Raw genomic sequence first — 18602 nt, forward strand, 5'->3', positions numbered from 1 at the left:
ACCAGCGCCGGAGCAGGACCACGACGCCGGGCAGGCTCGCCACGAAGCTCAGCACGCCGTAGACGACGGCGACCACGACACCGGTGTCCGCCCCGAGCCCCGCCGCGCCGAACGCCCACGCGGTGACGCCCTCGCGGGGGCCGAAACCGCCGACGTTCAGCGGCAGCCCCATGGCCAGCAGCGCCAGTACCGCGAGCGGCAGCAGCACCGTGACCGGTGCGGCCGAGCCGGCCACCCGGGCCGCGACGACGAACATGACCAGGTGCCCGGCCAGGACGACCGCGGAGGACAGCGCGACACCCGGCCCGCTCCGCCGGGACGCCAGTCCCCGGCGGGCCTCGCCGAGCGTCCGGCGCAGCGCGCCGGGCCGGCGGGCCGGCTGACGGTTCATCCGCAGGGCGAGGACGACGGCCAGCGCGCCGACCGCGGCCGGCACCGCGAGCGGGGCGAAGCCACGGATGCCGGCGCGCACCGGCGACGGCAGGGTCAGCAGCACCGCCGCGCCCGCCACGGCCAGCGCGATCTGCCCCGCGACCCGCTCCAGCACGACCGCCTTCACCCCGCGCCGGACATCCCCCGCGCTCTGTCCGTGCCGGACCGCCCGGTGCACATCGCCCAGGATGCCGCCGGGCAGGGCCGCGTTCAGGAAGAGCGCCCGGTAGTAGTCGGCCACGGCCGCTCCCAGCGGCAGCCGCAGCCTGAGGCCCCGGGCCACCAGTTGCCAACGCCACGCGCTGCACACGGTGGTGACCACGCCGATGCCCAGCGTCGCCAGCACCGTCACGGCGTCGATCCGCCGCAGCCCGTCCAGCAGGGCGCCGGTACCGAGCCGCCACAGGAGCGCGGCGAGGATGCCGGCCCCGACGAGGGTGCCGAGGTGGGTGCGGAGGGTCCGGGAGGTGCGGCGCCGGGGGGCGGGGGGCGCCTGCGGGGGCGTCACGTCCCCGCGGCGCGCCTGCGCCTGCGTCACGCGCGTGCGCGCGGGAGCCGGGTCGGGTGCCGGGCATCCCGGTTCCGCCGGTCCCGTACGCGCGTACGTGCCGGTGTCCTCGCCCGCCGGTCCCGTACGCGCGTACGTGCCCGGGTCCTCCCCCGCCGCCACCCTCGTGCCCGCCTCCGTCGTCCTCCCGCTCACGCCGCCGCTCCCCTCGGCCGGGGCAGCGCCAGCAGGTCGGTGTGGTGGACGGTGACCCGTAGCGCGCCGGCCGCGCAGGCGGCGAGCCGGGCGCTCAGGTACGCCGCGGCCCGGTCGCCCAGTTCCGGCCGTTGTTCGACGGCGGCGCCCACCCAGCCGCGCAGCCACTGCTCGGTCAGCGCGGCCTCCGCGGCGCCGAGCCGCCACGGGCTCGCGTGCACCCGGACCGTCGCCCCGCGCTCGGCGAACGCCTCGCAGGCCGCGGTGACCGCGTCCGGGCCGAGCAGCCCGGCGCGCCGCTGGTGGGCGTTGAACGCCTCGGCGATCTCGGCGTCCAGCCGGTCCTGGGGGGCGAGTTCGACGCGTCCCGCGACGGAGAGGGTGAGCAGCGCCGGGCAGCCGGCGCCCGCGCAGGCGTCCGCCAGGGCCTCGATCTCCTCCCGGGTGAGCACGTCGAGCAACGCGGACGCCGTCACCAGCGAGGCCCCGGTCAGCGCGTCCGGGGTGAGCCGGGCGACGTCACCGCGCCGGGTCTCGACCGTGACCCGGCTGCCGTCGGCGGCGGAGCGCGGGGAGGCCGCGGCGGCGAAGTGCAGCAGGTAGGGATCGCGGTCGTGCAGGATCCAGTGCTGGGCGCCGTCGAGGCGTGGTGCGAGCCAGCGGCCCATCGAGCCGGTGCCGCAGCCCAGGTCGTGCACGACCAGTCCGCCGGACCGGCCCGGCAGCGCGGCCGGCCGGATCCGCAGCGGGTCGAGCAGTTCCTGCGCGCGGGCCGCCGCGTCGGCGCCTTCGCGCAGTCGCAGCCACTCGGGCGCGTAGCGCGGGGGTTCCTCCGGGTCGCCGTCCCGCAGCCGTACGGTGGCCCGCTCGGCGGGACGGGCCACGGGCCCGGCACCGGCGATGACCGGTCCGGCACCACGGTCGCCGGCGCTCGGCTCCCCCGCCCCGGGGGAGCCCCCGGCGCGCGCGTCCGCGTCCGTCTCCGCACCTACGGTCTCCACGCGTGGTACCTCCTCGCTCCGCGCACGCGCGGCACTCCGTACGGACTCGCCCGCCCGGGGTCCGGGCTGAGCCGGGATCAGTCCGTCCGCACCCGGTCGGACGGCCGCTTCACCGTCCCGCGGCCCGCCTGTCTCCCCCCGGACCGGCACCGTCTCCCCGCCCCTGTCCCGGTGCCCGCTCACGCCGTCCTCCGCGGTGGTTCCGGGAGGCGGCCGAGGACCGCCGCCAGGCTGCGGGCGGTGGTCGCCCAGCCGTCGAGGGCGGCGCGGCGGCCACGGGCCGCGGCCTTGAGGCGGCGGCGCACGTCGGGTTCGCCGAACCAGCCGCGCAGTTCGGCGGCGAGCGCGGCGGGGTCCTCCGGCGGGACGAGGATGCCGGGCACCCCGCCGTCCGGGGCGCGGCCGACCGCCTCGGGCAGTCCGCCGACGTCGGTCGCGAGGACGGGGATGCCCCGGGCGAGAGCCTCGGTGACCGCCATGCCGTAGGTCTCGGCGTAGGAGGTGAGGACCATCAGGTCGGCGGCGGCGTACGAGGCGTCGAGGACGGCGCCGGAGCGGGGGCCGGTGAGGTGCAGGCGGTCGGTGAGACCGTACCGGGCGATCAGCTCCCGCAGGCGGGCCACGTACCCGGGGTCGTGGCCGAGGCCGCCGACGCACTCGCAGGTCCACGGCAGGTCCCGGACCGCCGCGAGCGCCTCCACCAGCCGGTGCTGGCCCTTGCGCGGGGTCACGGCGGCCACGCACAGCAGCCGGGAGACGCCGTCGGTGCCGGGGGCGAGGGGCGCGATGTCGGCGCCGGGCGCGGCCACGTGCACCCGGTCGGGGGCGAGTCCGTGGTGGGAGACGAGCCGGCGGACCGCCCAGTCGCTGGTGGCGATCACCGCGGGCACCGCCCGCAGCACCGTCCGCTCGCGCGCGTCCAGGTCGGCGGCGACGGCCGGGTCCAGGCCGGTCTCGTCACCGAGGGGGAGGTGGACGAGGACCGCGAGGCGCAGGCGCCGCCCCTCGGGGACGACGGTCTCCGGGACTCCGCACGCGACGAGGCCGTCGAGGAGGACGACGGAGTCGTCCGGGAGGCTCCGGAGCGTGCGGGCGAGCGCTTCGCGGGCGGCGGCGTCCGGGCGCGGCCAGGTGCCGGGTACGGCGTGCCGGGTGACCTGCCAGCCGAAGCCGGGCAGGTCCAGGCAGACCCTGCGGTCGTAGGCGTTGCCGCCGCTGGGCGCGGCCGGGTCGTCGACGCCGCCCGGCATCACGAAGTGCACACTGCGCAGGGACATGGGGACGATTCCGGTGTTCGGGGCGGCGCCGGGCTGCGCGGGCACGTACGCGAGGCGGGCCCGCTCCACGGTCAGGTCGGTCACAGGCCACGCTCGTAACTCGCCCAGGCGATGTGCGACTCGTGGAGCGTGACGGTGATCCCGGCGAGGCCCTTGGCGCCCTCGCCGAGCGCGCCCTTCGCGATCCGCTCGGCGAGCCGGTCGGCGACGACCTTGGCCAGGAACTCCGTGGAGGTGTTGACGCCGGCGAACTCGGGCTCGTCGTCCAGGTTCCGGTAGTTCAGCTCCGCGGTGACGGTGCGCAGTTCCCGCGTGGCCAGGCCGATGTCGACCACGATGTCGTCCTCGTCCAGCTGCTCGCGGCGGAACGTCGCGTCCACGAGGAACGTGGCACCGTGCAGGCGCTGCGCGGGGCCGAAGACCTCGCCGTGGAAGCTGTGGGCGATCATGATGTGATCGCGGACGGTGATGCTGAACAACGGACGACCCTCCAGGTGCGGCGCGTCTGGTCCCCCGCCCTGCCCGCCGGGGGATGCCGTGTAGTACGGCTCCTCGCTTCCCCGTGTTCAGCCGCCCCTCACCCTTTTCTCAGGTCAGGCCGGTCTCCGTGTAGCGGATCCGGTGGCACAGGGCGGGGATCCCACCGGACGCCAGCCGGGGCATGACGTGCGGGAGTTCCTCGAAGGCGCTCTCCCCGGTGATGAGCGCGTCCAGCGCCGGGTCGGCGAGCAGGTCCAGGGCGAGCGCCATCCGGTCGGCGTAGGTACGGCCGGACCGGGCGGCCGGGGAGACGGTGCCGACCTGGCTGCCGCGCACGGTGAGCCGGCGGGAGTGGAAGGCCTCGCCGAGCGGCAGGGTCACCTGCCGGTCGCCGTACCAGCTCAGTTCCACGACCGTGCCCTCGGGGGCGAGGAGTTGCAGGGCCCGGGTGAGGCCGGCCTCGGTGGCGCTGGCGTGGACGACGAGGTCGCAGTCGCCGAGGGCGTCGGCCGGCGTGGCGAAGTCGACGCCGAGCGCCTCGGCGGTCTTGGCGCGGGCCGGGTCGGCGTCCACCAACTGGAGGCGTACGCCCGGGAAGCGGGCGAGCAGCGCGGCGACCGAGCAGCCGACCATGCCGCCGCCGACGACCGCGATCCGGTCGCCGAGCAGCGGTGTCGCGTCCCACACGGCGTTGACGGCGGTCTCGACGGTCCCGGCGAGCACGGCCCGCCCGGCCGGCACCCGCTCGGGCACGACGGTGACGGCGCTCGCCGGAACGACGTAACGGCTCTGGTGCGGGTAGAGGCAGAAGACGGTACGGCCGACCAGCGCGGCCGGGCCCTCCTCGACCACGCCGACGCTGAGGTAGCCGTACTTCACCGGCGCCGGGAAGTCGCCCTCCTGGAACGGTGCCCGCATCACGGTGTGCTGGCTCTCCGGCACGCCGCCCCGGAAGACGAGGGTCTCCGTGCCCCGGCTGACTCCGGAGTACAGGGCCCGTACCAGGACCTCGTCCTCGGCGGGGGCCGCGAGGGTGACGTCGCGCAGCTCCCCGTGGCCGGGCGAGCGGAGCCAGAACGCGCGGGCCGAGTGGTTCATCGGCATCCTCCTGAACGATCGGGAAGTTGTTCACGTACCGAGTTGTGCACAGGCCGCGCACAGTACGCGGCGTTGATCGACTCTGTCACTCGGCCGGAGGGTGTGCGGTGGCCCTGAACAACACGTATGACGCGAGGCTCCAGCAGGAGACCGCCGCGGGAGCGGGCGTGCAGATCCTGCTGCTGGCCCTGCTCGGCCCGGCGGTCGGCATGGGGCCGGCCGGCTGGCTGACGGGGCTCGCCTTCGCGTTCGCCACCTGGGCGGTCCTCTCCCGTGCCGTGCACCGCTCCCGGTTGCGCTCCTTCGGCCCCGCGAACCGGGTCACGCTGGGCCGGACCACCCTGGTCGGAGGGGTGACCGCGCTGGTCGCGGACTCCTTCGAGAGCACGCCGCCGGTGACGCTGCTGGTCGCGCTGACCGCCGTGGCGCTGCTGCTGGACGGCGTGGACGGCAAGGTCGCCCGCCGCACCGGCACCTCCTCCGCGCTCGGCGCGCGCTTCGACATGGAGGTCGACGCGTTCCTGATCCTGGTGCTGAGCGTGTACGTCTCGACGCGGTTGGGGCCGTGGGTCCTCCTGATCGGCGGCATGCGCTACGCGTTCGTCGCCGCGGCCCGGTTCGCTCCCTGGCTGACGGCCCCGCTGCCGCCGTCGTTCGCCCGTAAGACCGTGGCGGCGATCCAGGGGATCTGCCTGCTCCTCGCGGGCTCGGAGCTGCTGCCGGCCGCTGCCGGCCTCGCCGTCGTCCTGCTGGCGCTGGGTTCGCTGGTGTGGTCCTTCGGACGGGACGTGCTGTGGCTGTGGCGGAACGCGCGGGCGGTGCGCCCGGCGCCGGCGCGGCCGGTACGGGAACTGGTGCCGTCGGGCCGCTGACGGCACCCGGCACCGCCTGCCGGCCGACGCCGGCGGGGACCGCCCCTCGGTGAAGAGGCACAGCCCCCCACCGTGCCACCGCCCGCGCGGCGTTCCGCCCGGAGCGGTTGTCACTGGTGAGCGATATGCTCGAAGGCGCTTGTGACACATGTGTCTTCAGACCACGGGGGGTGTCCATGCACGGCCGTGACCACGGCTTCCTTCAGGACTGCCCGGGTGATCACCCGGGCATGTCGACCGAGGCCGGAATCGACGTCCAGCGGCAGCTGGAGTCCCTGATCCAGGACTTCCGGACGAGCGATCGCCCGATGCCGGTCATCGTGCTGCACGCCGAGGACGCGGCGGACGACGACCGCGTCATCGAACTCGTCGACGAACTGCGCGAAGGACAGCAGCGCCACGGGACGCGCCTGGCCGTCGCCCCGACCGAGCCGCAGCCGGGGGACGTCGACCCCCTGGCCAGGGCCACGCGGCTGCTGTGGGACCTCGGCGACTGGCGGAAATGGGGCGGCCGGTCCGCCGCCTACCGGCCCTACGCCTTTCCGCGCCTCAACCTCGTCCGCGCCCTCCAGGAGGCCACCGACGCCCCGGAGATGCGCGAACACTGGCCGACCGCTCCCGCCGGCACACCGGACGGCAACGCGCAGCGGGAGCAGGCCCAGACGCACCTGCTGCGCATCCTCGCCCGGCAGCGCTGGCGGCCCCGCAGGCCCTCGCGCTGGCACCGGCAGTTACTCCTCAACGACGTGCAGCAGTTCCTGCCCATGGGCATCCTGGGCGCGTTCACCGCGCTGCTCACCCGCCCCGAGTGGTACGTCGCCGCTCTGGCGGGCATCGGACTGATGATCCTGCTCGCCGGCCTCAACCACGTCCCCGGGCGCGCTCCCCTCTTCCTGTGGCTGCGCACCGAGAGCCGGTGGTTCCTGACCACGACGTTCCTCCAGTCCGCCGCCCGCCGCCGGTCGACCAGCGTGCGGCTGCTGCGGCCCGTCCACTCCTGGAGGGCCATAGCGGCCCGCGCCTACGACGTGGCCGAGGCGATGCGGGAGGGCGGCCCGTTCCCGCTCCAGCTGTACGTGCTGGCGCTGTTCGAGGACCTGCGGGACAACCACCGGCGCGGCAGCTGGGACCTGCGGGGCCTGAAGCGGACGCGTCCCCCCGTGCTGTTCCTGCGCCGGATCAGCCGGGAGAACGGCGGCGTCGAACTGATCAGGGCGGTGAGCGACGTCCGCAGCCGGCGCAGTGAGCTCGATCCGCTGCTGATCGTGGCGGGCGTGGCGGCGGGCGACGCGGCGCTGCTCGACCGCGGCACGGACGCGGAACCACCGGCCGGCCGGCCGCAGCCCGCGCCCTGGCGCCTCCAGCAGCGGTTGCGGCACTGGTACGACGAGTGGGCGGGGAACCTCCGGGCCGACCAGTCGCCGAGCCGGACGAACGCCCTGCCCTGGGTGCTCAGGGCGCCGCTGCCCCGCGACGAGCTGGTGCAGTTGCGGCAGACGGACTGGCGGTGCGTGCGGGCCAGGCACCGGCCGCCCCTCGCCCGTGTGGTGTGGTCGGCGTACAGCCTCGTCCTGGTCCTCGTCCTCGCCGGCACCGCGGGTGTCGTCCACTCCCTCGAACTGCACCGCGCGTACTGCTCGGCGGGCCTGGTGAGCGCCGATCGCGACACCGTACGGCGTCCCGTGCCCGGCGGCGGCACGGAGTGCGTCGGCATAGCCACCGGAGACGTCCGGTTCGGCGCGTACCTCGCGGGCGGAGCCCGCGGGGAGGGCAAGCGGATGCGTGAGCTGGAGGACCTGGTGCGCGCCGAGAACGCCGACGTGCTGCACCAGCACCCCGGCACGTACGTCACCGTGGTGTACGCGGGCCCGCTGAGCTCCTCCGCGACGGACTCCTCCCTCGTCAAGGGCGCCGAGGAGCTGGCCGGCGTGTACCTCGCCCAGCGCGTGGTCAATGCGAACTACACGGTGAAACTCCGGGTGCTGCTCGCCAACGCGGGTGTGGACATGGGGCAGCAGCGCGTGGCGGCGGACGCGATCGCCCGGTACGCCGACCGCGACCCGACCGTCGTCGGCGTGGTCGGCTTCGGACGTGACCTGCAAAGCAGCACCTACGTCACGCGCCGGCTCCACGAGGTGGGACTGCCCATCGTCTCCGGCACCAACTCGGCGACCTACCTGCCGAAGCGGTTCTCCAACTGGTTCAGCCTCGCGGCTCCCGACGAGCACCAGGCGGAGGCGCTCGGCTTCGTCGCCCGGCAACTGCGCGCCCGGGAGAAGGACCCGTACGCGCTGGTGCTGGCCCGCGACACCAAGGATTCGCAGGACCGCTACACCAGCGAACAGGCCGCCTACGGCGGGAAGATGCTGCTCCGGGAACGGTTCCGGCTGCTGCCCGAGGAGCGCTACCGGGTGGCGAACGGCAAGCCCGAACTGCGGCTGCTCGCGGGGAGCATCTGCCGGGCGGAGAGCGTTCCCTCGGTGATCTACTTCGCCGGACGGGTCGAGGACATCGGTCCGCTGATGACCCAGCTGGGCACCGAACCGGGCTGCGCGGACCGGGAGATCTCCATCCTCACCGGCGACGACCTGAGCAAGGCCAGGTTCTCCGGCACGGGCGGCCGGGACGGCGTGGCCCCGCGGATCACGCTCTACCACACCGCCCTGGCCGAGCTGAGGGAGGCCGCGTCCACGACCGCCTTCTACGAGGACGCAGCCAAGTACCTCCCCTGGCTGGACGGCAAGGAGGTCGCGTACGACTCCACCGACCTCGCCAGCGGCCAGACGGCCCTCGCCCACGACGCCACGCGTGCGCTGTACTGGGCGGCCAGCCTCGGCGATGTGCGCCAGAGCCGCGCGGCGACCTGGGTGAACCTCAGGGGCGTGAAGCTCGACGGGATGGCCACCGGGACGATCGACTTCACCGACGCGCCGCTGTACGGCGAACGGCGCGGCCACAGCATCGTGATCAAGCGGGTGCGCAGGACGCCCAGGGGCGTCTCGGAGACGGAGGTGCTGTGCAGCAGACCGGCCGGCAGCGCCAAGCCGCTCAGTGTGAAGGAGTGCTCGATCGGATGACCGGACGGGGTCCGGGCCAAGGCCGCACCGGCCCGGCCCGGACCCGGACGGGAGGGCCGTACGGACCGCTCCACGGCGGTTGTTAGGCTCGCCGGATGAGCATTCCGGGACCCGACGAGATCCGTGCGCTGCACGAGAAGTACGCGCCCACCGCCGAGGCGTTCGCCCTCGTCCACACGCACTGCGAGATCGTCTGGGGCATCGCCCGGCAGCTTCTGTCCGCCCCGCGTCTGCGGCACCTCGACGCCGGCCTCGTGCGGGCCGGCTGCCTCCTCCACGACATCGGCGTCTACCGCCTCTACGACGCCGACGGACGGCTGGACCACGCGCGGTACATCCGGCACGGACTGCTCGGCCACGAGATCCTGGAGCAGGAGGGCTTCCCGGAGCCGCTGCGCCGGTTCTGCTCCCACCACACCGGAGTCGGTCTCACCCGGCACGACGTCCTGAGCCAGGGCCTCCCGCTGCCTCCCGCCGACTACCTGGCGGTGACGGAGGAGGAGCGGTTGGTGATGTACGCGGACAAGTTCCACACCAAGTCCCGCCCGTCGGCGTTCCTCACCGCCGACGAGTACGCCGCCCACGTCCGCCGTTTCGGCGAGGACAAGGTCACGGCGTTCCAGGCCCTGCGTGCGGAGTTCGGCGACCCGGACCTGTCGGGGCCGGTGCCGTGCGGCGACACCGGACCCGCCGTCGGCGTCCTCGGCCGCTCCGAGTAGCAGCCGCACCAGGAGCTTGAAAGCACCGTCAAACACGTTGACGGATTTGACGAGTGCTGTAGGTTGTGGACCGTCCGCAACCGAGAGGCCGCCATGCCACCGTCGTCCGCCCAGGTCACCGCCGCCGAGATCTCCCGCATCGCGGGAGTCACCCGGGCGACGGTGAGCAACTGGCGCCGCCGGTACGAGGACTTCCCCGATCCGTCCGGCGGCACGGAGAGCAGCCCGCTGTACGACCTGGAGACCGTGCGTGCCTGGCTGGCCTCGCGCGGGCACGCCTCGGCGGCGACCCCGTCGGAGGAGCTGCGCACCGCCCTGCGCCTGCGCGCGCAGAGCGGCGGCGGCACGCCCGAGGGCCTGCTGCTCCTCGTCCTCGCCGCGGCGGGGCGCTCGGCGGAGGAGCTGACGGTGGCCACACGGTCGCCGGACGCGGACCTCGCCGCCCTCGCGCAGCGGGACACGGCGTCCGCTTCCGGCGCCGTGCCGGCCGCGGAGGCGGTCCGCTTCGAGGCGGACGACGCCGCGGTGCTGCGCGCCCTGTACACGTGTGTACGCGACGAGGGCGGACAGGCCGCGCTCGGCGTGCTCGCGGAACGGGAGCTGGAGGACAGTGCCGCGTCCGGCACGTACCGGACCCCCGCGCCGCTGGCGGACCTGCTCGTCCGTCTGGTTCCCGGCTCCCCGGCCCGCGTCCTGGACCCGGCCTGCGGCAGCGGCACGCTGCTGACGGCCGCCGCCCGCCGGGGGGCGCGCGAACTGTACGGACAGGACGCGCTCGACGTGCAGGCCCGGCGCAGCGCCGTGAGCCTGATGCTGACGGCTCCGGACGCCGCGGTCACCGTGCGCGCCGCCGACAGCCTCCGCGCGGACGCCTTCCCCGGCCTGGCCGCCGACGCGGTGCTGTGCAACCCGCCGTACGGCGTCCGCGACTGGGGCCACGACGAGCTGGCGTACGACCCGCGCTGGGCGTACGGCGTCCCGGCCCGCGCGGAGTCGGAGCTGGCGTGGGTCCAGCACGCGCTCGCCCACCTGGCACCGGGCGGTCACGCGGTCCTGCTCCTGCCGCCCGCCACGGCCGGCCGCGCGTCGGGGCGCCGCGTACGGGCCGAGCTGGTCCGCAGCGGGGCGCTGCGCGCGGTCTTCGCGCTGCCGGTGGGTGCGTCGGTGCCGCTGCACATCGGTCTTCAGGTCTGGGTGCTCCGGCGGCCCGAACCGGGCGGCCCCGAGCGCAGGTCGGTGCTGTTCGTGGACACCGCGGCGGACCCGGCGACGGCCGCCGGACGCGACGGAACGGCGGTGACCGCGTGGACGCGGGGCGGGAGCCGGTCCGCCTCCCTGGACTGGGAACGGATCACGGCGCGCGCTCTGGACGCCTGGCGGGCGTTCGCCAAGAGCCCCGACACGTTCGAGGGCGAACCCGGCGTGGCGCGCGCGGTCGGCGTGGTGGACCTGCTGGACGACGTGGTGGACCTGACCCCGGCGCGGCTGGTGCGGGCGTCACGGGCCGGGGTGGACCCGGCGGAACTGTCCGCCGGGGTCGACGCCGCACGACAGGACCTCGTGCGGGCCGCGAAGTCCCTCGCACGGACGGCGGGCGACGAGAGCTGGAGCGCCGCGGGCGCCACGGCCCGCGAGTGGCGGACGGCGACGGCCTCCGACCTCGCGCGCGGTGGGGCGCTCACCCTGCTGCGGACCCAGCCCGACAGTGCCCGCACCCGGGCGCGGGCCACGGACGGCGGGACCGGCGGGGGCGGGGGGACCGCGACCCGGTCGGTGCTGACCAGCTCGGACATCGCGACCGGTTCAGGGCCGACGGGGGACCCGGTGGGGCCGTACGACGACACGGCACCCGTGGTCGCCGTCGGGGACGTCCTCGTCCGGGCGGTCGCGAGCGCGGAGGGCCCGATGGTCCGGGTTGCGGGCGGGGCGGACGCCGGGGCACTGCTCGGCCACCACGTCCACCTCTTCCGGCCCGACCCGGCACGTCTGGACGCCTGGTTCCTCGCGGGGTTCCTGGGCGCCGAGGAGAACATCGCGGGCGCGTCGACGGGCAGCACGATCCTGACGGTCAGCCCCGGCCGACTGCGCGTGCCCCTGCTGCCGCTGGAGGAGCAGCGGCGGTACGGGGAGGCGTTCCGGCACGTGCACGAGCTGCGGGCGCAGGCGCGGCGGGCGACGCGGCTGGCGGAGGAGACCGCACGGCTGCTCGCGGGCGGGCTCACGGGCGGGCAGTTGCTGCCGTCGCGGGAGGCGGCGGAGGCGGGCGGCCGGGGTGGCGATTCGCCCCGCTAGGCGCGCCCTCACACAGGGACCACACTTGTCGGACCGTCCCGGCAGGCCGATCGACTCGGCCCGCCCGCGGGCGGTGGGGTCGGGACATCGCGGAAGGAATCCGGGGATCCAGTTGAACATCGGTAAGCACACGGAGTTGGCGAACCACGCGTGGTCCGTCGCCGATCTCCTGCGGGGGGACTACAGGCAGTCGGACTACGGCAAGGTCATCCTGCCGTTCACGGTGCTGCGGCGCCTTGAGTGCGTGCTGGACCCGACCCGTGAGAAGGTCGCGGAGCTGGCGGAGCAGCACAGGGACAGCGGGATCGACCCGGACCGCTTCCTGCGCCGTGCCTCGGGCCACTCCTTCTACAACACCTCCCGTCTGACGCTGAGGAAGATCGCGGCGGACCCGCAGAACGCGGCGGGGAACCTCCAGGTGTACGTGGGGGCCTTCTCGGACAACGCGCGGGGCGTGCTGGACCGCTTCGAGTTCGCCCAGCAGATCAAGCGGCTGGACGGCGCCGGGCTGCTCTACCAGGTCATCGGCAAGTTCACGGACCTGGACCTGCGGCCCGAGGTCGTGACCAACCACAACATGGGCTACATCTTCGAGGAGCTGATCCGCCGCTTCGCCGAGCAGTCCAACGAGACGGCCGGTGAGCACTTCACCCCGCGTGAGGTCATCCAGCTCATGGTGCGGCTGCTGGTCGCCCCGGACGGCGACGCGTTGCAGCTGCCGGGTGCGGTGCGCACGGTGCTCGACCCGGCCTGCGGTACGGGCGGCATGCTCTCCGCGATGGACGACCTCATCAAGGAGCTCAACCCGGACGCCACGGTGGAGGTGTACGGGCAGGAGCTCAACCCCGAGTCCTGGGCCATCTGCCGGTCCGACCTCATGATCAAGGGCCAGGACCCGGAGAACATCGCCTTCGGCAACTCCTTCTCCGACGACGGTCACGCCCGCAAGACCTTCGACTACATGCTCGCCAACCCGCCGTTCGGGGTGGAGTGGAAGAAGGTCAAGGAGGAGGTGGAGCACGAGCACAAGGCGCTGGGCGAGGCCGGCCGCTTCGGTGCGGGGCTGCCGCGCATCAACGACGGCTCGCTGCTGTTCCTCCAGCACATGGTCTCGAAGATGAAGCCGGTGGACGTGAACGGCGGGGGCGGCTCGCGCCTGGCGATCGTCTTCAACGGCTCCCCGCTCTTCACGGGCGCGGCGGGATCGGGTGAGTCGGAGATCCGCCGCTGGATCCTGGAGAACGACTGGCTGGAGGGCATCGTCGCCCTGCCGGACCAGCTCTTCTACAACACGGGCATCGCGACGTACTTCTGGATCCTGACCAACCGCAAGAACCCGGACCACAAGGGCAGGGTCGTGCTGCTGGACGCCCGCGACCAGTGGCAGAAGATGCGCAAGTCGCTGGGCGACAAGCGCAAGGAGCTGGGCAGGGACCACATCGCCACGGTGGTCAGGCTGTACGGAGAGGCCCTGGCCGTGGTGGACGACCCGGGGCACCCGCTGCACGGCAAGGTGCGGGTCTTCTCCAACGAGGACTTCGGCTACCGGCGGATCACCGTGGAGCGCCCGCTGAGGCTGCGGTTCGAGGTGACGGAGGAGACGCCGGCGGCGCTGGAGACGTCCAGGGCGATCCAGCGGCTGCCTCAGGCTCCGGCGCTGACCGACGCCCTCAAGTCCCTGACGGGCACGGGCTGGGACACGAAGCAGGAGGCCTGGCTCGCGCTGAAGGACGCGGTGGTGCGGGCCGGCGGGACGTGGCCGACGGGGGCGCCGTTCAACAAGGCGCTGCGGGACCTGATCGGGGTGCGGGACCCGGAGGGCGAGGTACAGCTCGTCAAGGGCGCGCCGGAGCCGGACCCGGAGCTGCGGGACTACGAGAACGTACCGCTGGGCGAGGACGTCGAGGAGTACCTGGCCCGCGAGGTGCACCCGCACGTGCCGGACGCGTGGATCGACCACGACAAGACGAAGGTCGGGTACGAGATCCCGTTCACGCGGCACTTCTACGTGTACGAGCCGCCGCGGTCGCTGGCCGAGATCGACGCGGATCTCAAGGCGCTGGAGGCCGAGATCCAGGAACTGCTGGGGGAGGTCACGGAATGACGCACGCCCGGCTTCCGTACGGTGGTGGTGCCACGCCGGACACCTGGGACGTCGTCCCGCTGAGGTACCTGGCCACGCTCACGAACGGCTACGTGTTCAACTCCGCGGACCGCTCCGACGAGGGCACCCCCATCGTCCGGATCGAGAACCTGAACGGGTCGCCCCACTTCAACCGCTCCGCCCTGTCCCTGCCCGACAAGTACCGCGTGGAGGCGGGAGACCTGCTGTTCTCCTGGTCCGGGAACCCCGGGACCTCGTTCGGCCCGTACCTGTGGGCCGCACCCGGGAAGCACTACCTGAACCAGCACATCTTCAAGGTCGGCGTCCACGGCTGTGACCCGCGATGGCTCTACTGGGCCCTGAAGGCGGCCACGCACTGGATCGAGCGCAGGCTCACCAGCGGCATGATCGGCATGGTGCACGTCACGAAGGAGGACCTGGCCGGCGTTCCGATCCCGGTCCCGCCCAGGGAAGCGCAGATCCGCATCGCCGATTACCTCGATGCCGAGACCGGTCGCATCGACACCCTCGAACGCGTCCTGCGGCGCGAGCTGGACCTTCTCGCGGAGCGCCGTTCGGCGGGTGTGGTGGCGGCCGTGTCCGGCAGTGCGCACGATCACCGCCGGACGTCGACGCTGCCCTGGCTCGACACCGTCCCCGCGGCCTGGCAGGAGGTGCGCCTGGGGCTGCTGGCTCGTATGGGCAGTGGCCACACCCCCAGCCGCTCCCATCCGGAATGGTGGACCGACTGCACCATCCCGTGGATCACCACGGGCGAGGTCAAGCAGGTACGGGACGACCGCGTCGAGGATGTGTACGAGACCCGGGAGAAGATCAGTGAACTCGGACTCGCCCATTCGGCGGCCGAGTTGCACCCGAAGGGGACCGTGTTCCTGTGCCGCACGGCCTCGGCCGGCTATTCGGGGGTCATGGGCCTGGACATGGCCACGAGTCAGGACTTCGTGACGTGGACCTGTGGACCCCGGCTGGTCCCGCACTACCTGTTGTGGTGCCTCCGGGCCATGCGGCCTGATCTTCTGGGGCGCCTGGCCATGGGGTCCACCCACAAGACGATCTACGTTCCCGACCTCCAGATGCTGCGCGTCCCGTTGCCGCCCGTCGAGGAACAGGAGCGGATCGTCCGGGAGATCCGCCGGCGGAACACCCGGTTCGACGCGCTCACCGACCGGGTGCGACGCCAGCAGGAGTTCCTCAGGGAGCGCCGCCAGTCCCTCGTCACCGCCGCCGTGACCGGCCAGTTCGACGTGTCCGCCGCCGGCCGCACCTCGACCGCAGGAGCGGCCGCATGAGCCCCGTGCACGACGAGTCCTCCTTCGGGTCGGCCATCGTCGCCGCCCTGTGCGAGCGCGGCTGGCGGGAGGCGAGACCCGAGGACTACCGGGCCGACCTCGGGCTCGACATCGACGAGTTGTTCGCCTTCGTCGACGAGACGCAACCCGACGAGTGGAGCGAGCTGCTCACCGTCTACGGGGGTGACTCCCACGAGGCCCGGCGCGGCTTCGCGCAGCGTCTGGACCGGGCCATCGCCGACGACGGCCTCCTCCACGTCCTCCGCAACGGCGTCAAGGACCGCGGGGTGCGGTTCCGCGTCGCCCACTTCAAGCCCAACCTCATCTCCGCCGACTCCGTCCTCGACGGCTACCGCGCCAACCGCCTCACCGTCGTCCGGGAACTCCCCTACGCCACCAAGCAGACCGACCGGGGCCGCCGTCTCGACCTGGCCCTGTTCCTCAACGGCATCCCGGTGGCCACGGCCGAGCTGAAGAACCCGCTCACCGGTCAGGGCGTCGAGCAGGCCAAGGAGCAGTACCGGACCGACCGCGACCCGACCGAGCCGATCTTCACGCGGCGGGTCGTCGCGAACTTCGCCGTCGACCCGGACCTGGTCTTCGTCGCCACCCGGCTGCGCGGCAGGGGCACCCGGTTCCTGCCCTTCAACACCGGCTCGAACGGTCCGGGCCGGCCCGGCGGGGCCGGGAATCCGGCGCCCACGGCCCACGGCACGTACGCCACGTCCTACCTGTGGGAGCGGGTCTGGGAGCGTGACAACTGGCTCGACCTCCTCCAGCGCTTCGTGCACCAGCAGAAGCACAGGACGCCCGGTGGCGGCACCACCAGGACGACGGTCTTCCCCCGCTTCCACCAGTGGGACGTCGTCCGGGAGCTCACCGCGCACGCGGCCACCCACGGCGCCGGCCGGAACTACCTGATCATGGCCTCCGCCGGCTCCGGCAAGTCGAACACCATCGGCTGGCTGTCCCACCGGCTCAGCGACCTGCACGCCGGCACCGACCCGGCCGCCCTCGACCCCGAGGCCGTCGCCGACCGGCGCATCACGCCGGGCGAGCCCGTCTTCGACAAGGTCATCGTCATCACCGACCGCCGCAACCTGGACGCCCAGCTCCGGGAGACCGTCGGCAGCTTCTCGCAGACCGACGGCCTGGTCGTGAAGGTCGACGAGAAGCACGGGGCGAAGAGCGAACAGCTCGCCCGCGCCCTGTCCCGGGACACCGGCAAGATCGTCACCGTCACCCTGCACTCGTTCCCGGCGCTGCTGGACTACATCAAGCGCAACCCCACCGAGATCAAGGGCACCCGCTTCGCGATCGTCGTGGACGAGGCGCACTCCTCCCAGTCGGGCGACGCGGCCACCGCCGTGAAGTCCGCCCTGCGCGACCTCGGCCTGGACGCCGACTCGGACGACGAGGGCGCGACCACACTCACCGTGGACGACAAGCTGAAGGCGAAGGCGGTCGCACGCTCCCGCGCCGCCAACCTCTCCTACTTCGCCTTCACCGCCACGCCCAAGGCGAAGACGCTCGAACTCTTCGGCACGCGGGACGTGCAGGACGGCAAGGCGGTCTACCGCCCCTTCCACACCTACTCCATGCGCCAGGCAGTCGAGGAGGGCTTCATCCTCGACCCGCTGCGCAACTACGTCACGTACACCACCTACTGGAAGCTCGCGAACCTCAACCACGACGAGAAGGAGGTCGACCCCTCCCGGGCGAACAGCCTGCTCGCCCGGTTCGCGCTCATGCACGAGCACACGGTGTCCCAGCACGCCCAGGTGATCGTCGAGCACTTCGTCGCCCACACCCGCGGCCGGCTCGGCGGGCGCGCCAAGGCCATGGTGGTCACGGCGTCCCGCCACTCCGCCGTACGGACGGCCCGCGCCATCCGCAGCTACATCGCCGACCGCGGGTACGACTCCGCGTATCCGGACCTGGGTGTCCTGGTCGCCTTCTCCGGGTCCCTCACCATCGACGGCGAGGAGACCACCGAGAGCAAGGAGAACGGCGGTCTCCCCGAGAGCGCGCTGCCGAAGGCGTTCGGCTACACCCGCGCCGACGACAAGGCCGCGAAGGCCGGCGGCAAGGGGCAGCGGGAGTACCGGATCCTCGTCGTCGCCGAGAAGTACCAGACCGGCTTCGACCAGCCGCTGCTGACGACGATGTACGTGAACAAGACTCTGACCGGCATCGCCGCCGTGCAGACCCTCTCCCGCCTCAACCGCACCGCCGAGCGCAAGTCGCAGGCCGACCTCGCCGTCCTGGACTTCGTCAACGAGGCCGAGGACATCCGGGACGCCTTCCGCCCGTACTTCGAACAGGCGCACACCCTGCCCTCCGATCCGAACCTGCTCTACACGGCCCAGAGCCGCGTCATGTCCGCCCCGGTCGTCTCCGAGCAGGACATGGACGCGTTCGTCGCCGCGTACTTCGAGGCGCTGGAGAAGGCCGGCGGCTCCCAGTCCACGTGGGAGAAGCTGCACGCCGAGCTGTACCGGCTCCTCTCCCCGCGGTCACCCGGTTCACCGCGCTGCTGGACAGCCAGGAGGAGGACGACGTCGAGACGGCCGAGGAGTTCCGGGCCCATCTCCACGACTACGTCCGCAAGTACGGCTTCCTCGCGCAGATCGTCCCGTACCACGACCCCGAGTTGGAGCGGCTGTACCTGTACGGACGGCACCTGCTCAACCGCCTGCCGCGCCGCGCGGACGGCGGGGTCGACATAGGCGAGGTGGACCTCAGTCACCTGCGGGTCGAGAAGACCGGCGAGGTCGACGTGTCGCTCTCCGCCGACGGGCCCGCCGAGCTCAAGGGCTTCGGCGACGGGGCGGGCGGCGCCAGGGACCCGGAGACGTCCCTGCTGTCCGAGCTGATCGAGAGGTTCAACGCCAGGTTCGGTACGGAGTTCACCGCGCAGGACGTCCTCCCGGCGTTCAACGCCACCAAGGAGGACCCGAAGGTGCGGGCCGCCGCCCTCGTCAACGACGAGGAGAACTTCGGCATCGTCTTCGACAAGAAGTTCGAGGAGAACATGATGGACCACGTCTCCACGATCGACACGCTCGGCAAGCGGTACTTCGGTACCGACCGGGACTTCAAGTCCGGCCTCGACCGCAGCGCCCGCCGGGCGGCCTGGCGGATGATCCGCCGGGAAGCGGGTCTGGAGGACATCTGACGGCGCTGGACGGACGGATCCCCGCCCGCGAAACTGATCACCAACCACATCGAAAGATC

The 18602-nt window shown here is 73.2% G+C and carries 10 protein-coding genes and 2 pseudogenes; 7 read left to right on the forward strand and 5 right to left on the reverse strand.

Features of this window, described 5'->3' with window-relative positions:
- Positions 1-85: 85 nt before the first annotated feature.
- The 5 genes and pseudogenes from IE273_RS43510 to IE273_RS15810 all read right to left on the reverse strand — a co-directional run.
- A pseudogene (locus IE273_RS43510) lies at positions 86-1135 on the reverse strand (lysylphosphatidylglycerol synthase transmembrane domain-containing protein); the annotation flags it as partial.
- A complete protein-coding gene (locus tag IE273_RS15795) occupies positions 1132-2136 on the reverse strand; it encodes a methyltransferase domain-containing protein (protein ID WP_189815810.1) in 1005 nt (334 codons plus the stop codon). The pseudogene IE273_RS43510 and the gene IE273_RS15795, both read right to left, overlap by 4 nt.
- Before the next feature lie 179 nt (positions 2137-2315).
- Positions 2316-3497, reverse strand: coding sequence for a glycosyltransferase family 4 protein (locus IE273_RS15800; protein WP_189815811.1), 1182 nt, complete (start codon positions 3495-3497; stop codon positions 2316-2318).
- Positions 3494-3892, reverse strand: a complete 399-nt coding sequence (locus IE273_RS15805; RefSeq protein ID WP_189815812.1) for a 6-pyruvoyl trahydropterin synthase family protein — start codon at positions 3890-3892, stop codon at positions 3494-3496. Before IE273_RS15805 ends, IE273_RS15800 begins: the two co-directional genes overlap by 4 nt.
- Before the next feature lie 109 nt (positions 3893-4001).
- Positions 4002-4991, reverse strand: coding sequence for a zinc-dependent alcohol dehydrogenase (locus tag IE273_RS15810; RefSeq protein WP_189815813.1), 990 nt, complete (start codon positions 4989-4991; stop codon positions 4002-4004).
- A 107-nt stretch (positions 4992-5098) separates the two neighbouring features.
- Here IE273_RS15810 and IE273_RS15815 point away from each other — a divergent pair, with 107 nt between their 5' ends.
- The 7 genes and pseudogenes from IE273_RS15815 (at position 5099) to IE273_RS15845 (ending at position 18543) form a co-directional block, all read left to right on the forward strand.
- The gene (locus IE273_RS15815) at positions 5099-5863 is read left to right on the forward strand and encodes a CDP-alcohol phosphatidyltransferase family protein (RefSeq protein WP_189815814.1); all 765 of its coding nucleotides are present in this window, start codon (positions 5099-5101) and stop codon (positions 5861-5863) included.
- 230 nt (positions 5864-6093) lie between these two features.
- Positions 6094-8940 (forward strand): type 1 periplasmic-binding domain-containing protein, encoded by a 2847-nt coding sequence (locus tag IE273_RS15820; RefSeq protein WP_189815815.1) that lies wholly within the window; start codon positions 6094-6096, stop codon positions 8938-8940.
- 95 nt (positions 8941-9035) lie between these two features.
- Positions 9036-9659 (forward strand): HD domain-containing protein, encoded by a 624-nt coding sequence (locus IE273_RS15825; protein WP_189815816.1) that lies wholly within the window; start codon positions 9036-9038, stop codon positions 9657-9659.
- Between the two features lie 93 nt (positions 9660-9752).
- Positions 9753-11951: an N-6 DNA methylase gene (locus IE273_RS15830; RefSeq protein WP_189815817.1), complete on the forward strand. Its 2199-nt coding sequence runs from the start codon at positions 9753-9755 to the stop codon at positions 11949-11951.
- A 112-nt stretch (positions 11952-12063) separates the two neighbouring features.
- On the forward strand, positions 12064-14055 hold the full coding sequence (locus tag IE273_RS15835) for a type I restriction-modification system subunit M (protein WP_189815818.1): 1992 nt from the start codon (positions 12064-12066) through the stop codon (positions 14053-14055).
- Positions 14052-15365 (forward strand): restriction endonuclease subunit S, encoded by a 1314-nt coding sequence (locus IE273_RS15840; protein ID WP_189815819.1) that lies wholly within the window; start codon positions 14052-14054, stop codon positions 15363-15365. Before IE273_RS15835 ends, IE273_RS15840 begins: the two co-directional genes overlap by 4 nt.
- A pseudogene (locus IE273_RS15845) lies at positions 15362-18543 on the forward strand (type I restriction endonuclease subunit R). The gene IE273_RS15840 and the pseudogene IE273_RS15845 overlap by 4 nt, the downstream one beginning before the upstream one ends.
- Positions 18544-18602 lie beyond the last annotated feature (59 nt).

It is taken from the genome of Streptomyces olivaceoviridis (genome assembly GCF_014650115.1).
Lineage (GTDB): Bacteria > Actinomycetota > Actinomycetes > Streptomycetales > Streptomycetaceae > Streptomyces > Streptomyces olivaceoviridis.

Coding starts and splice junctions, on each gene's coding strand:
- IE273_RS15810 (WP_189815813.1), bottom strand. CDS start 4,991: ATGAACCACTCGGCCCGCGCGTTCTGGCTCCGCTCGCCCGGCCACGGG.
- IE273_RS15820 (WP_189815815.1), top strand. CDS start 6,094: ATGTCGACCGAGGCCGGAATCGACGTCCAGCGGCAGCTGGAGTCCCTG.
- IE273_RS15825 (WP_189815816.1), top strand. CDS start 9,036: ATGAGCATTCCGGGACCCGACGAGATCCGTGCGCTGCACGAGAAGTAC.
- IE273_RS15830 (WP_189815817.1), top strand. CDS start 9,753: ATGCCACCGTCGTCCGCCCAGGTCACCGCCGCCGAGATCTCCCGCATC.
- IE273_RS15840 (WP_189815819.1), top strand. CDS start 14,052: ATGACGCACGCCCGGCTTCCGTACGGTGGTGGTGCCACGCCGGACACC.